The following is a 14,294-nucleotide window of genomic DNA, read 5'->3' as shown; positions in this document are numbered from 1 at the left end:
CAGGGGCGTGAGACGCGGGCCGCGTCTAGGGTTTCAGCCGCATCAGGACCTGCCCGGCCTCGACCACGTCGTTTTCCGAAACCAGCAATTCGGCGACTTCCCCGTCCTGCGGGGCGGGAACGACGATCTCCATCTTCATGGATTCGAGCACCAGCACCGGATCGCCCTTGGCGACGGGCATGCCCACGCGCGCAAGGATCTCGAAAATGGCGCCGGCGACTTCCGCTTTGATGTCCATGGAGCGTGCGTTCCCTGAGGCGTTCGCGCGGGTCGGCGGCGAGGCCACCCCCACATATTTTCAGCCATTGTGCTGAAATGCCGGCGCTTGTCTACACGCAATTTTCCGCTTTGTGCCTATTGCATGTGATACAATTGAAGATATTGTCCGTGCATCGTTCTTAAGGTCGGCTCATGGACAAGAAGATACTGGAGGACCTCGACGCCCGCCGTCAGGTGGCCAAGGCCATGGGGGGCGAGGCGGCAGTGGCGCAGCATCGTGCCGCCGGCAAGCTCACCGCGCGCGACCGCATCGAGCGCCTTCTCGATCCCGGGTCTTTCCAGGAAATCGGCCTGCTGGCGCGCAGCCAGCATCCCGACCTGCGGGCGCGCACGCCGGCGGACGGGCTGGTCGCGGGCAGCGGCACCATCAACGGGCGCACGGTCTATGTGACGTCGGAGGACGCGACCATCCTCGCCGGCACGCGGGGGCGCGTCGCGGAGGCGAAGACGGTGCGGATCCGCGAATTGGCGCTCTCGCATCGCATGCCGTTCGTGGCCCTGATGGAAGCCGGCGCCGGCCGGTTCCAGGAAAATGGCGGCGCCATCGCCGCCGCCATGGGCACGCGCTTTCGCGAGCATTACGAGCTGTCCGGCGTGGTGCCGCAGGTGGCCGCGCTCATGGGCGCCTGTTTCGGCGGGCCGTCTTTCACGGCGGCGCAATCGGATTTCGTCACCATCGCCCGCCACACCGGCTTCATGGGCATGTCGGGGCCGGCGGTGGTGCGGGTCGGCATCGGCCTTGAGACCACGGCGGAAGAGATCGGCGGCGCCCAGCGCGTGGCCGCCGAGCGCGGGCTGTGCGATCACGTCGGCGATACCGACGAGGAGTGCCTCGACGCGATCCGCAACGTCCTGTCCTTCTTCCCGTCGAGCTGCCATGAGCGCCCGCCCGTCTGTGCCCCGCGCCCGGCGCCCATCGACACGCCGGAAGGGCGGGAGGAGATCGCCGCCATCGTGTCCGAAAACCACCGGCGCGCCTACGACATGCGCGCGGTGGTCCGCCTGCTGGTCGATGGCGGCGAATACACGCCTTACAAGGAATTATACGGGCAGAACCTGATCGCCGCGTGGGCGCGGATGGAGGGGCAGAGCGTCGGCATCCTGGCCAGCAACCCCCTGTTCATGGCCGGCGCGCTGGACGAGAAGGCCGCCATCAAGGCGCGCCGGTTCATCGACATCTGCGATGCCTTCCACATCCCGCTGGTGTTCCTCACCGATTGCCCGGGCTTCCTCGTCGGGCCGGCGGTGGAGCAGCAGCGCATGGTCGCGCTGGCCTCGCAATTGCTCAATGCGGTGATCGGCGCGAGCGTGCCGCAGGTCACCGTGGTGCTGCGCAAGGCGATCGGCCTCGCCTATATCGCGCTCGGTGGCCGGGCGACCCATCCCGACGGCATCGCCGCATGGCCCACAGCGCGCTTCGACGTCATGGGCACCGCGGCCGGCGTCGAACTGGTGCACGGCAAGGAGATCGCCCGCGCGGCGGAGCCCGCCAAGCGCAGGGCCGAAATCATCGAGACCGTCGAGGCCAAGTCGAGCGCCTACATGGCCGCCGAGATGGCGCTGATCGACGACGTGATCCAGCCGGCGGAAACCCGCGCCTTCATCCTCAGCACGCTCGCCCGGGCCCGGGCGCGCATCGTCCCCGGCTTCAAGCGCAGGATCACGCCATGAGCCGCGCCGCATCCGCGCCCGCCCCCGTCCTTCTCCAGGTGGACGGCGCGCCGCAGACCGAATGGGACCTGGAGGTCGACGTGGTCGTGGTCGGCTTCGGCGCCGCCGGCGCGGTGGCGGCCATCGAGGCGCACGACGCCGGGGCCGAGGTGCTGCTGCTGGAAAAGACCCCGCATCCCGGCGGCCTGTCCATCGTCTCGGCGGGAGGCATCCGCATCGCGTTCGACGAGGCCGCGGCGTTCTCCTATCTCAAGGCCACGTGCGGCGGCCGCACCCCGGACGCCCATCTCCAGGTGCTCGCGCAGGGCATGGTCGCGGCGCCGGAGCGGATGCGGGCCTATGCCCGCGCCAGCGATGCGACGGTGAAGGTGACGCCGGCCCTCGGCAATTATCCGCTCCCCGGCTACGAGGCGCTCGGCTATTGCGAGGTGGTGGAGGTGCCGGGCATCGAGGGCGCGACGCACGTGCACGGCGTGCGCGGGGTTCGGCCCGGAAGCCGCCTGTTCAAGGTGCTCGAAGACAATGTCATCCAGCGCGGCATTCCGGTGCATCTGGACGCGCCGGCGGAACGCCTCCTGAGGCGACAGGACGCGGGGGTGGAGGGCGTGCGGGCGCGGATCGCGGGACGCATGGTCAATATCCGCGCGCGCGGCGGCGTGGTGCTCGCCTGCGGCGGCTTTGAAGCCAACGAGGACATGAAGGCCCAGTATTTCCAGGCGTCGCCGGTGCTGGTCGGTTCGTTCCTCGGCAATACCGGCGACGGCATCGCCATGGCGCAGGAAGCCGGGGCCGCGCTCTGGCACATGTGGCACTATCACGGGCCCTACGGCCTGCGGCATCCCGACCCCGAATTTCCCTACGGCCTCTATCTCAAGGCGGTCCCCATGTGGACGCCGGGCCGCGCCGACGCCCTGTCCGACCTCGGCGTCGTGGACGCCATGGGCCGCCCCCAGCCGGCCAAGGCATTGCCCCAGGTCGCCTGGATCCTGTGCGACAGGACCGGCCGGCGGTTCATGGACGAATATCCGCCCTATCCCGGCGATTTCGGCGTCCGGCCGCTCGACCAATATGATTCCAAGACCCAGTCGTTTCCCCGCATCCCCGCCTTCATCCTGTTCGACGAGGCCGGCCGGGGCATGTATCCGCTGGGCCGCTGCGCGATCAACGGCGCGCAGGAGCATTGGTACGCCTGGAGCGCCGACAATGCGAAGGAAGTCGAACTGGGCTTCTTCGAGCGCGCGGAAACCTTGGAAGACCTGGCCGCCCTCATGCAGGTGCCGGCCGACGTCTTGCGGAAGACGGTCGAAGACTGGAACGCGGCCTGCGATGCGGGGATCGATGCCGCGTTCGGGCGTCGCGCGGAGACCATGGTGCCGCTGCGCGCGCCGCCGTTCTATGTCGGCCGCGTGTGGCCCATGGTGATCAACACCCAGGGCGGGCCGGTCCACGATGTGCGCCAGCGTGTGCTCAATCCCTACGGCGAGCCGATCGCCGGCCTCTATGCCGCCGGCGAACTCGGCAGCGTGTTCGGCCACCTCTACATGAGCGGCGGAAATCTCGCCGAATGTGTCGTCGGCGGTGCCATCGCCGGGCGCGAAGCTGCCCTGCGGCCTGCGATGGCCAGGGAGGCGGCCCATGGCTGAGCCGCTGCTGCGGGTGGAGCAGGACGGTCCGGTCCGCCATCTGATCCTCGATCGGCCCGGACAGCGCAACGCGCTCAGCCGCGCGCTCATCGAGGATCTGCTGGCGGCGCTCCAGGACGCGGCGGCGAGCCCCGAGGTCGGGGCGGTCGTGCTGCGGGGCGAGGGGGCCGGCTTCTGCGCCGGTGCCGACCTGAAGGAAACTGCCGCCCTCGTGCGCGAAAGCGACGTCCGCGGCCATGCCGCGCGCCTGCGCCTGTTGCTGGAAACGCTGGTGACGCTGGCAAAACCCGTGGTCGCGCAGGTGCACGGCTTCGCCCTCGGCGCGGGATGCGCGCTTGTCCTGTCCTGCGATGCCGCGTTCTGCGCGCCGGGCACGCGCTTCGGTTATCCGGAGGCGCGGCACAACATCGTGCCGGCCCTCGTCGCGCCCGGCCTGGTGCGGCTGGTGGGGCGCCGCGCGGCGTTCGACCTGCTGGGCACCGGCCGGCTGCTGGATGCGGACGAAGCCTGCGCCCTCGGCTTCGCGCGCGGCGTGCCGCAGGCGCAGGACCTGCCGGACGCGGTGCGCGCCTATGCATCGGGCCTCGCCGGCCAGGCGGGCGATTTCGTGCCCGCCATCAAGGCGCTGCTGGATGAGGTGGAGGATGCCCCCTTCGCCGTCGCGATGGCGCGGGCGATGGAGGCGAACGTGCGCAGCCGCATGGCGCGGGTCGCCGCACAAACCCGTTTGGCAGCCGGTGAGGGATAACGGGACATGCCCATGACCAGCTTAGACACCGAGATCGCCCCGGCCGCCGTGGTCGGAAAGGCCGTGCCGGCGCATCCCGGACGGCCGTTCGCAAAAGTCGTGGTGGCGAACCGGGGAGCGGTGGCGGCGCGGGTGATCCGCGCCTTGAAGGAGCTGGGCGTCGCAACCGTCGCGATCCATTCGGATGCCGATGCGGGCGCGCCCTATCTCGCCACGGCGGACGAGGTCCACCGCGTCGGCCCCGCGTCCGCGCGCGCCAGCTATCTCGACCAGGACCGCATCCTGGAAATCGCCCTGGCCTGCGGCGCCGACGCGGTGCATCCCGGCTACGGTTTTCTCTCGGAGAACGCGGCCTTCGCCCGCAAGGTGGAGGAGAACGGCCTGACGTTCATCGGCCCTTCGCCGAGCTGGATCGCCGCCATGGGCGAGAAGACCAGGGCCCGCTCCATGATGGCCGAGCACGGCCTGCCGGTCGCGCCCGGATCGGGGCTGCTGGATGAAACCACCGACGTTGTGGCGCTCGCCCGCCGCATCGGCTTTCCCCTGCTGGTGAAGCCGGCGGGCGGTGGCGGCGGCATCGGCATGCTCGCCGCCACCGACGAGGATGGCCTCGTCCATGCGGTGGAGCGCGCCCGCGCGCTGGCGAGCCGCACCTTCGGCAACGGGCAGATCTATTTCGAGCGGCTGCTGGAGCGCCCGCGCCACATCGAGTTCCAGGTGCTGGCGGACCGCTCCGGCAAGGTGCGCCACCTGTTCGAGCGGGATTGCTCGCTCCAGCGCCGGCACCAGAAGATCATCGAGGAATCCCCCGCGCCGGGCATCCCGCGCCATGTGCTCGAGGACATGGGCGATCTGGTCGCGGGCATCCTGTGCGACCTGCGCTATGACAATATCGGCACCGTCGAGATGCTCCGAAGCGCGGACGGCGCGTTCAGCTTCCTGGAAATGAACACCCGCCTTCAGGTCGAGCATGCGGTGACCGAGATGGTGACCGGCATCGACCTCGTCGCCGCCCAGGTGCGCCTCGCCGCCGGCGAACCGCTGGCCGCCGTCCTTCCCGCCTGCATCGGGCTCGACGGGCACGCCATGGAGGCGCGGGTCTATGCCGAGGATCCGGAGACCTTCCTTCCCGCGCCGGGCGTGCTGGAACGCTTCCGCCCGCCCCAGGCGACGGCCCGCCTGCGCATCGAGACCGGCTATGCCGAGGGGCGTGCCATCACGCCCTATTACGACCCGATGATCGCGAAGGTGATCGTCAAGGGGGATGATCGCGGCGATGCGATCCGGCGGCTGATCGAGGCGCTCACCGCCTTCGAGATTTCCGGCACCAAGACCAACCTGCCGTTCCTGCTGAAGGCGCTGCGGGATCCAAGGTTCTGTGCCGGCGACGTGCATACCGGCCTCGCCGGGGAAATCGCGGCCGGGCGCTGAGGCGCGTCCGCAAGAAGAATAAGGGAGAACAACGCATGAAGGCGGATCAGGTGCCGGACCGCGAGCCGGTGATCGTGGACATGGTGCGCACGCCCGTCGGCCGGCGCAACGGCGCGCTGCGCGACTGGCACGCCGCAGCACTGCTCGGCCATGTGATGGACGCGCTGGTCCAGCGCACCGGCATCCCCAAGGAGGATGTGGACGACGTGATCGCGGGATGCGCCACCCAGGTGGGCATGCAGGCCGGAAACGTCGCGCGCACCGCGCTCCTGATGGCCGGCTTTCCCGTCGCCGTTCCCGGCACCACGGTGCAGCGCGCCTGCGGCTCCTCCCAGCAGGCGATTCATTTCGCCGACACCCTCATCCGCACCGGCGTCTGCGACGTGGTGATCGCCGGCGGCGTGGAGCTGATGTCGGTCACGCAAGGCGGCAATGACGATACCCGCTACGGGAAGCGGCACCCCGAGGCGCTGCAGGAGCGCTTTTCCCTGCCCAGCATGGGGGAAGCCGCAGAACGTATCGCCGCGCGCTGGTCTCTCGAGCGCGAATATCTCGACGACCTCGCCCTGCGCAGCCACAAGCTTGCCGCCGAGGCCCAAGGCGCCGGCCGCTTCGATGCCCACATGATCGCGCTTCCCGCCGCCGAAGGCGCGACCCTGGCGCGCGACGAGGGGGTGCGGCCCGATACCTCGCCGGTGAAGCTTGCCGGGCTCAAGCCGGTGTTCCGCGAGGACGGGCGCGTCACCGCCGGAAATTCCAGCCAGGTCTCCGACGGCGCCGCCGCGGTGCTCATGATGACCGCCGCCAAGGCGCGCGCCTATGGCCTGCGCCCGATGGCCCGCGTCCACAGCCAGCTGGTGGTCGGCGTCGATCCCGAGATCATGCTCACGGGTCCCATCCCGGCCACGCGCGAGATCCTGCGGCGGAGCGGGCTCGCGCTCGGCGACATCGACCTGTTCGAGATCAACGAGGCGTTCGCCTCGGTGCTCGGGGCCTGGATCGAGGAGCTGGAACCCGACCTGCAAAAGGTGAACGTCAACGGCGGCTCCATCGCCATGGGCCACCCGCTCGGGTCCAGCGGGGCCCGCCTCATGACGATCCTGGTGGGCGAGATGGAGCGGCGCGATGCGCGCTTCGGGCTCCAATCCATGTGCTGCGGCGGCGGCCTCGGCACCGCCACCATCGTCGAGCGGATCGGGTGAGGCATGGCTGAGATCGACCGCAGCCTCATCGGCACCGCCATCGGCCCCTTCACGGTGGAGATCGAGAAGGGCGCCATCCGCAAGTTCGCGCGCGCCATCGGCGACGACAATCCGCTCTATCACGACGAGGCGCATGCCCTCAGCCTCGGCTATGCCGGCCTGTTGGCGCCGCCGACCTTCCCCATCTGCTTCCGACCGGCGGAGGAAGCGCCCTGGGCCGCGCCGCTCGACCGCAGGCGCATCCTCGCCGGCGAGGTCTGGTTCGATTACGAGCGGCCGGTGGTCTCGGGCATGCGGCTCGCCTGCACGTTCGTCTTCGTCGGCGTCGACGAGAAGCCGGGCAGCAAGGGCAAGATGGAGCTGATCCGGCAGGAATTGCGCTGCTGCGACCCGACCGGCGCCCTGGTCTTAACTTCCGGCCGGACCACCATCTACCGATCGCTCGACCAGGTGGAAAAGAGGAGCCTGGCATGACCGCGCAAGCGTCACATTGGCGGGTCGGCGAGACCCATGAATTCACCACCGCGCCCGTCACCACGATCCAGCTGGTGCAATATGCCGGTGCGTCCGACGATTATAACCGCATCCATTACGAGGAGGCTTTCGCGGTTCGCGCGGGCCTCGGCGGGGTGATCGCCCACGGCATGCTGACCATGGCCTTCGTCGGCCGCGCGGTGACCGACTGGATCGGCCCTCGCGGAGAGGTGAAGCGGTTGTCGGTACGCTTCACGTCTCCGGTTCGCCCCGGGGATGCGGTGTGCGTGAAGGCCCGCGTCATGGAAGCAGCCGAAAGCGCGGGGGACGCCCTGGTCCGGCTGGACCTTGCCGCTTATGTCCAGGACCGGATCGTTGCGACCGGCGGCGCGCGCGTGCGGATTCCCGGCGGACAGCGCTCGCCCGTGCCGCACGCGGCACACGCCGACAGTGTGGAGGAGCCGTGATGGACCACAAGCAACAGCCCTTGATCCTCGGCGTCGGCGGAACGCCGCGCGCGGGTTCGAGCACGGAACGCGCCCTTGCCGTGGCCTTGGCGGCGGCGGCTGCTGAGGGCGCGGAAACCGTGCTGATCTCAGGTCCTGCGCTGCTCCTGCCGATGTATGATCCGAGCAGCGCGGAACGCACCGCCGATGCCCAGCGCCTGGTGGATCTCTATCGGCGCTGCGACGGCATCATCATCGGGTCGCCGGCCTATCACGGCTCGCTGTCCGGCTTGGTCAAGAATGCGCTCGATTATGCCGAGGACCTGCGGACCAACGAGCGGGTTTATTTCGACGGGCTCGGGGTCGGGCTCATCGCCTGCGCGGGCGGCTGGCAGGCGGCGGGGCAGACCCTGGCGGCCCTGCGCTCCATCGCCCATGCCCTGAGGGGATGGCCGACGCCCCTCGGCGCCACGCTCAACACCGCCACCCGCCTGTTCGACGACGACGGCCAGTGCCTCGACCTCTCCTCGCGCTTCCAGCTCGAAACGGTCGGCCGGCAGGTGGTGCAGTTCTCGCGCATGCGCGCTGCCATCTCGGACCTGGAGCGCTCGGTCCTTTAAGAGGCCGCCGCAAGAACCGCATAAGGGAGGATGACATGTATCTGCGGATATATTGGAGCCGGATCATTCCCGGGTCCTGGCCCTCGGTGCGCGAACGCTACGAGCAATTGGCGCAGGTGCGCGTGCCCGGCCGCCTCTCCCGCTGGGTGACGCAGGACGTCAACGACCCGGACAGCATCATCACCGTGACGCTGTGGGAGAGCCGCGAAAGCGTGCAGGACTGGGAAGCCTCACCGCAATATGAGCGGGCCATCGCGGCGATGCAGCCGTTCCTGGCCGGATCGCACACGGTCTCGCTGTGCGAGGTGAAGCTGGACCAGGGGGAAGGCATTCCGAGCCTCTGAGAAGCCGCGCCGGCGCGGCGTCAGTGGTGCGGGTTCCGCACCAGCCGCGCCACCTCGGCCAGCTTGTCGGGGTTGCGGGTGATGTAGATGGCGGTGATGCGCCCCTCCTCGATCTCCAGCGCTGTGGTCTGGAGCACATCGTCCCGCTCCCGGCTGGCGTAGCCCGGCAGGCCGTCGATCCACAGCGGCCTGAGATAGAGCGCGGGGTGCGCCTTAAGCTTGCGAAACAGCCCCTGGTAGAGCCGCAGCACGCGGTCGAGGCCGAGGATGGGATTGCGGAACGCGTGGGCCTTGCCGCCGCCGTCCGCTTTGAGAACCACCGTCTGCGCCAGCAGGCTGCGCAAAGCGGCGATATCGCCGCCGCTCGATGCGGCGAAGAAGGCGCGGGCGATCCGCTCGCCTTCCTCCCGCGCGACGGGATAGCGGGTGTGCGCCGCCCGCACATGCTTGCGCGCCCGCGCCGCAAGCTGGCGCACCGCGGCGGCGTCCCGGTCCAGCGCGGTCGCAACCGCGTCGAGGGGATCGCCGAACACGTCGTGCAGCAGAAATGCGGCGCGCTCCAGGGGCGAGAGGCGCTCCAGCGCGAGCATCAGGGTCAAGGTCAATTCGTCGGGCCGCAGCGCCTCGGTCTCGGGCTCGATCATCGGCTCGGGCAGCCAATGGCCCACATAGGTCTCGTGCCGCGCCCGCGCCGATTTCATGGCGTCGAGGCACAGCCGCGTGACGATGCGCTTGAGGAAGGCGCCGGGATCCTGGATCTCGCCCGACTCTACCCGCTGCCAGCGCAGCCAGCTGTCCTGGACGATATCTTGCGCCTCGGCCATGGAGCCGAGCATGCGATAGGCGAGGCGCACCAGCTTTGGCCGGTGCACCTCGAATATGGCGGTTGCTGCGTCAGGCGGCACCACGCACCGGCTCCATGGCAGGGGCGACGCGGAACCCGACCTGTAGGCGGTTCCACGCATTGATGGCGCCGATCGCCAAGGTGAGCTGGACCTGCTCGGCCTCGCTGAAGGCGGCGGCGACGCGCGCATAATCGGTATCGCCCGCGCCGGTCTCGGCGAGCCGCGTCAGGGCTTCCGTCCAGCCCAGGGCGGCCCGCTCGCGATCGCTGTAGAGCGAGGATTCGCGCCATGCGTTCAGCATGTAGAGGCGCATTTCGCTTTCGCCCTGTGCCCGCGCGTCGGTCGCGTGCAGATGCAGGCAGAAGGCGCAGCCGTTGATCTGAGAGGCGCGCATTTTCACCAGCTCCAGCAGGCTCTGCTCCAGGCCGCTGGCCTTGATGCTCGCCTCCAGCGCCATCATCGCCTTGATGCCCTCGGGGGCGAGCTTGAACGGGGTCTTGATACGTGGGGTCATCATCTTTTCTCCAGCGTGCGGCATGCACGCTGCCAGGAAGACGAGATGGCGCGGCCGGGTGTGACATGCCGGGCGAAAAAAAGCGCGGGGCGAAAAAAATGCGCGGCGCAGGTCATGAAGCGCCCATCATGGCGCCACGGCCCGCGCGGCGCGGTAGCCCGCCTGGTCGATGCCGTGGCGGCGCAGCTTGTCGTAGAAGGTCTTGCGGGGGATGCCGAGGGCCTTCACCGCCGCCTGCACATCCCCGCCGGTCTCGGCGAGCGCGGCCCGGATCTCCTGAGCCTCGAAGGCATCCACCCGTTCCGGCAGCGGGGCCGGGTCGCCGGAGCCGGCGGGCGGGAGCGGGTCGCTCACCAGTCCAAGCGCCACGCGCTCGGCATAATGCATCAGCTCGCGCACATTGCCGGGCCAGTCGTGGCCGTCGAGATGGCGCCGCACGCTCTCGCCGATCAGCACCGGCTCGCGGCGGAACCGCGCGCAGGCCACGGCGAGGAAATGGCCGAACAGAAGCGGCACGTCGGCGCGCCGCTCCCGCAGCGGGGGAATGCGCAAGGTGGCCACATGCAGGCGATAATACAGATCCTCGCGGAATGCGCCCTGCCGCACCAAAGCTTGCAGATTGATCTTCGCCGCCGCGATCACGCGGATATCCACGCGGCGCACCTCATTGGTGCCGAGCGGGTTGATCTCGCGCGCCTCCAGCACCCGCAGCAGCTTGACCTGAAGCGCCGGGGACATGGCCTCGATCTCATCGAGGAACAGCGTGCCGCCATGGGCATGCTCGATGCGCCCCACGCGCTTCTTCAGCGCCCCGGTGAAGGCGCCCGCCTCGTGGCCGAACAATTCGCTCTCGATGACGCTTTCCGGCAGCGCACCGCAATTGACCGCGACGAACGGGCGGCTTACGCGCCGGCTGAGGCGGTGCAGGGCATTGGCCACCACTTCCTTGCCGCTGCCGGTCTCCCCCTCTACCAGCACGTCGATATCCGCATCGGCGAGCTGACGCAGCATCTGCCGCAGGCGCGCCATTTCCGGGGTCTCGCCGAGCAAAGGCAGATCCTCGCTCACCGCCTCGGCGCGCCGGCGCAATTCGCGGTTTTCCAGCACCAGGCGGCGCTTCTCGCGGGCATGCCGCACCGCCCCCAGCAGCCGGTCGACCGGATAGGGCTTGGCGAGGAAATCATAGGCCCCCTCGCGCATGGCATCGACCGCCATGGCAATATCGCCATGGCCGGTGATGAGGATCACCGGCAGGTCGGGGTCCACTCGCCTGAGGTGGCGAAACAATTCGAGCCCGTCCATGCCCGGCATGCGCACATCGCTCACCACCACGCCGGGGAAGCCCTGGTCTATGGCATCGAGCGCCGCCGTGGCCGAGGCGAAGGGCGCGACCGAGAGGCCGGCCAGCATCAGCGCCTGCACATTGGCCGCGCGCAAGGTGTCGTCATCGTCGATGAAGGCCACATCCATCAGGGGGCTCTCGGCAAGGTGAGGGTGAAGACGGCGCCGCCGGAATTCTCGACCGCGAGCGTGCCGCCGAATTTGGTGATGATGTCGCGGGAGATCACCAGCCCCAGCCCCAACCCCTGCGGCTTGGTGGTGGTGAACGGCATGAACAGCGCTTCCAACACCTGCGGCGGCAGGCCGGGGCCGGTGTCTGCAACTTCGATCATCACCTGTGCCCCACGTGCCGCCGCGCCGATGCGGATCGCCCCGTCCGGCCGCCCCACCAGGGCTTCGAGCGCGTTTTGCAGCAGGTTCACGAACACCTGTTCGAGCCGCACCCGCTCGGCGATCACGCACAGCTGCGGGTCGGTGAAATCGATGGTGATGGGCACGATCTGCTGAGTCAGGCGATGGCTGACCAGCAGCAGCGCCCCATCCACCGCAGCCCGCAGCGGCACCGGCTCCAGCCGCCCTTCCGCCTTGCGGGCGAAGGCGCGCAATTCCCCCGTGATGGCACCGATCCGGTCGGTGAGGGCGCAGATGGTGGCGAGATTGGTGCCCGCCGATGCGCTGTCTTCGCGCGAAAGGAAAGTCTGGGCGTTTTCCGCGAAGGTGCGGATGGCGGCCACCGGCTGGTTCACCTCATGGGCCACCGAGGCGGCGATCTGGCCGAGGACCGCAAGCTTGCTCGCCTGCACCAGCTCGTCTTTCAACACATCGAGGGTGTTCTGGGTGCGCCGCCGCTCCTCCATCTCATCCTGAAGGCGGGCGTTGGCAAGGCTCAGCTCGGTGGTGCGCTCGGCCACCCGCTCCTCCAGCAGGCGCCGGGCCCCGGCCTGCCGCGCCTCCGCCTCGCGCCGCCGGGTGTGGCGCGAAAAGGCGAGGGCGCCGAGGCCGAGCCCTAGAAGAGCGGCGAGAAGGGTGAGGATGCGTGCCGCGCCGGTGGCGAGGTTCAGCGCGGCGGTGGCCGGGGCGAGGACGTGCAGGGTCCAGCCGGTGGAGGGGATCGCCGCAGAAGCCTCCACGAACAGGCGCGGCAGGCGCTGGCCGGGAAGGGCGGCCTTGACCAGGCCGGCGGGGCCGGGAACGGGGGTGATCGGCAGCAGGTCCAATGTCGCATCGCCGAACTGAAGGCTGGCGCGCAATTCCTCCCGCCGCTCCGGCGCAATCGGCACCGTGGCCCTGAAACGCCAGTGCGGGACGCTGCTGACCAGGACGATGGCGCGGTCGTCGGTGACGAAGGTTGGTTCCTCGAACCGCCCCCATTGCTCCTCGATGGTGTCGAATTCGGCCTTCACCACCAGTACGCCAAGCGGACCGTTCGGGCCGTCGATCCGCCGGGTCAGGTACAGGCCGGGCTGCCGGCTTACGGTGCCGAAGGCGAAATGTTCGGCATTCCCATCGGCCATGGCGCTGCGGAAATAAGGCCGGAAGGCATAGTTGGAGCCGACGAAGCTTGCAGCGGTGCCGGCATTGCTGGCGGCAATTGTCAGGCCCGTGGTGTCGAGCAGATAGATGGCGCCGGTGCGCGTTCCCGCCGCGAGGGCCGCGAACTTGGCGTCGAGTGCGGACAGGCGTGCGGGGTCGGGCTGCTCCAGCGTTTCCCGTACGTCGAGGTCCTGCGCGAGGACCACCGGAAGGGTCCGCTGCTTTTCGATCTCGCTGCGGATCACCGCCACCCGCAGGCTGGTCGCCGCGTCGGCATCGTCCCTCAGCTCAGCCAGGGCCCAGCGCTCGCCGAGATAGGCCGCGACCCGGTCGAGGGCGGCAAGGGCGAGGAGTACCAGGACGACGGCCGTGAGGCGACGTGTCGTGCGGTTTCCCGCGACAGACTTCCATCCCTCGAGCCTTGCAAGCATCGCCACCTGATTCCATCTCGCGCCTCACGTGTGCGGATTATCGCACAGAGGCGGAAGCCATTGTGCAATGTTCCGCACGCGGAGTCGATGCAGGGAGGCGTGGTCCGGCACAAAGGCCTTTTGTTTCAAGGGATGCCAATCGGCGTCCAGCTTTTGATGGTCTGGCATGCGTCTTGCGCACGGCTATGCCGGCGCAAATGGAGCGCCGGGTCCCAATACCGCCATCAAGGTTCCAAACGCCGCCCCCGGAACGAGGCGCCGATGGTCGAAACAAGAGGAAACCTCATGCCCCCCGTGATCGCCGCACGCGCGCCCGTCGCGCACCGCAAATTCTACCACCATCTCTATTTCCAGGTGCTCCTGGCGATCGCCGCCGGCATCCTGCTCGGCCATTTCTACCCGAGCATCGCGACCGACCTGAAGCCGCTCGGCGACGCCTTCATCAAGCTGGTGAAGATGATCATCGCGCCAGTGATCTTCCTCACCGTCGTCACCGGCATTGCCGGCATGCGCGACCTCGGCAAGGTGGGCCGGGTGGCGGGAAAGGCGATGATCTACTTCCTCACCTTCTCCACCCTCGCCCTCATCATCGGCCTGATTGTCGGCAATGTGATCCAGCCGGGCGCCGGCCTCCACATCAATCCGGCGAGCCTCGATCCCAAGGCGGTGTCGGACTACGCCAGCAAGGCGCATGACCAGAGCATCGTCGGCTTCCTGATGGCGATCATCCCGAATACGCCGGTGAGTGCGCTGGCCTCGGGCGACATCCTCC

General features: G+C 69.0%; 15 protein-coding genes. 10 read left to right on the top strand and 5 right to left on the bottom strand.

The features are described from left to right. Window positions 1-25: 25 nt before the first annotated feature. On the bottom strand, window positions 26-238 hold the full coding sequence (locus V5F77_RS19940; RefSeq protein ID WP_429007091.1) for an acetyl-CoA carboxylase biotin carboxyl carrier protein subunit: 213 nt from the start codon (window positions 236-238) through the stop codon (window positions 26-28). 173 nt (window positions 239-411) lie between these two features. On the opposite strand from V5F77_RS19940, the gene V5F77_RS19935 reads away from it, so the two are divergent. The 9 genes from V5F77_RS19935 to V5F77_RS19895 are packed head-to-tail and all read left to right on the top strand — an operon-like array spanning window position 412 to window position 8,858. Further along, the gene (locus tag V5F77_RS19935) at window positions 412-1,950 is read left to right on the top strand and encodes an acyl-CoA carboxylase subunit beta (RefSeq protein WP_429007090.1); all 1,539 of its coding nucleotides are present in this window, start codon (window positions 412-414) and stop codon (window positions 1,948-1,950) included. Continuing rightward, complete coding sequence (locus tag V5F77_RS19930; RefSeq protein WP_429007089.1) at window positions 1,947-3,593, top strand: FAD-dependent oxidoreductase; 1,647 nt, start codon at window positions 1,947-1,949, stop codon at window positions 3,591-3,593. Before V5F77_RS19935 ends, V5F77_RS19930 begins: the two co-directional genes overlap by 4 nt. Next, window positions 3,586-4,341, top strand: coding sequence for an enoyl-CoA hydratase/isomerase family protein (locus V5F77_RS19925; RefSeq protein WP_429007088.1), 756 nt, complete (start codon window positions 3,586-3,588; stop codon window positions 4,339-4,341). The genes V5F77_RS19930 and V5F77_RS19925 overlap by 8 nt, the downstream gene beginning before the upstream one ends. Before the next feature lie 12 nt (window positions 4,342-4,353). After that, window positions 4,354-5,772 (top strand): acetyl-CoA carboxylase biotin carboxylase subunit, encoded by a 1,419-nt coding sequence (locus V5F77_RS19920; RefSeq protein WP_429007087.1) that lies wholly within the window; start codon window positions 4,354-4,356, stop codon window positions 5,770-5,772. A 35-nt stretch (window positions 5,773-5,807) separates the two neighbouring features. Further along, window positions 5,808-6,974, top strand: coding sequence for a thiolase family protein (locus V5F77_RS19915; protein WP_429007086.1), 1,167 nt, complete (start codon window positions 5,808-5,810; stop codon window positions 6,972-6,974). A gap of 3 nt (window positions 6,975-6,977) precedes the next feature. Continuing rightward, entirely contained in the window at window positions 6,978-7,448 is a 471-nt protein-coding gene (locus V5F77_RS19910) for an FAS1-like dehydratase domain-containing protein (protein WP_429007085.1), read from the top strand. Next, entirely contained in the window at window positions 7,445-7,915 is a 471-nt protein-coding gene (locus tag V5F77_RS19905; RefSeq protein WP_429007084.1) for a MaoC/PaaZ C-terminal domain-containing protein, read from the top strand. Before V5F77_RS19910 ends, V5F77_RS19905 begins: the two co-directional genes overlap by 4 nt. Continuing rightward, entirely contained in the window at window positions 7,915-8,514 is a 600-nt protein-coding gene (locus tag V5F77_RS19900; RefSeq protein ID WP_429007083.1) for an NADPH-dependent FMN reductase, read from the top strand. Before V5F77_RS19905 ends, V5F77_RS19900 begins: the two co-directional genes overlap by 1 nt. 35 nt (window positions 8,515-8,549) lie before the next feature. Continuing rightward, entirely contained in the window at window positions 8,550-8,858 is a 309-nt protein-coding gene (locus V5F77_RS19895) for an antibiotic biosynthesis monooxygenase family protein (RefSeq protein WP_429007082.1), read from the top strand. Window positions 8,859-8,878: 20 nt separating this feature from the next. Here V5F77_RS19895 and V5F77_RS19890 read toward each other — a convergent pair whose 3' ends face one another. The 4 genes from V5F77_RS19890 to V5F77_RS19875 form a co-directional block, all read right to left on the bottom strand. Next, on the bottom strand, window positions 8,879-9,763 hold the full coding sequence (locus V5F77_RS19890) for a sigma-70 family RNA polymerase sigma factor (RefSeq protein ID WP_429007147.1): 885 nt from the start codon (window positions 9,761-9,763) through the stop codon (window positions 8,879-8,881). Further along, window positions 9,753-10,217: a carboxymuconolactone decarboxylase family protein gene (locus tag V5F77_RS19885; protein WP_429007146.1), complete on the bottom strand. Its 465-nt coding sequence runs from the start codon at window positions 10,215-10,217 to the stop codon at window positions 9,753-9,755. Before V5F77_RS19885 ends, V5F77_RS19890 begins: the two co-directional genes overlap by 11 nt. A gap of 126 nt (window positions 10,218-10,343) precedes the next feature. After that, window positions 10,344-11,687 (bottom strand): sigma-54-dependent transcriptional regulator, encoded by a 1,344-nt coding sequence (locus V5F77_RS19880; RefSeq protein WP_429007081.1) that lies wholly within the window; start codon window positions 11,685-11,687, stop codon window positions 10,344-10,346. Then, complete coding sequence (locus tag V5F77_RS19875; protein WP_429007080.1) at window positions 11,687-13,522, bottom strand: sensor histidine kinase; 1,836 nt, start codon at window positions 13,520-13,522, stop codon at window positions 11,687-11,689. Before V5F77_RS19875 ends, V5F77_RS19880 begins: the two co-directional genes overlap by 1 nt. Before the next feature lie 285 nt (window positions 13,523-13,807). Here V5F77_RS19875 and V5F77_RS19870 point away from each other — a divergent pair. Further along, window positions 13,808-14,294 (top strand): cation:dicarboxylate symporter family transporter (locus V5F77_RS19870; protein WP_429007079.1); only part of this gene is annotated, 487 nt, incomplete at its 3' end.

The sequence above is a fragment of the Roseixanthobacter psychrophilus genome (assembly GCF_043195195.1).
GTDB lineage: Bacteria > Pseudomonadota > Alphaproteobacteria > Rhizobiales > Xanthobacteraceae > NCEH01.
This window is presented reverse-complemented; position numbering and strand designations above follow the sequence as displayed.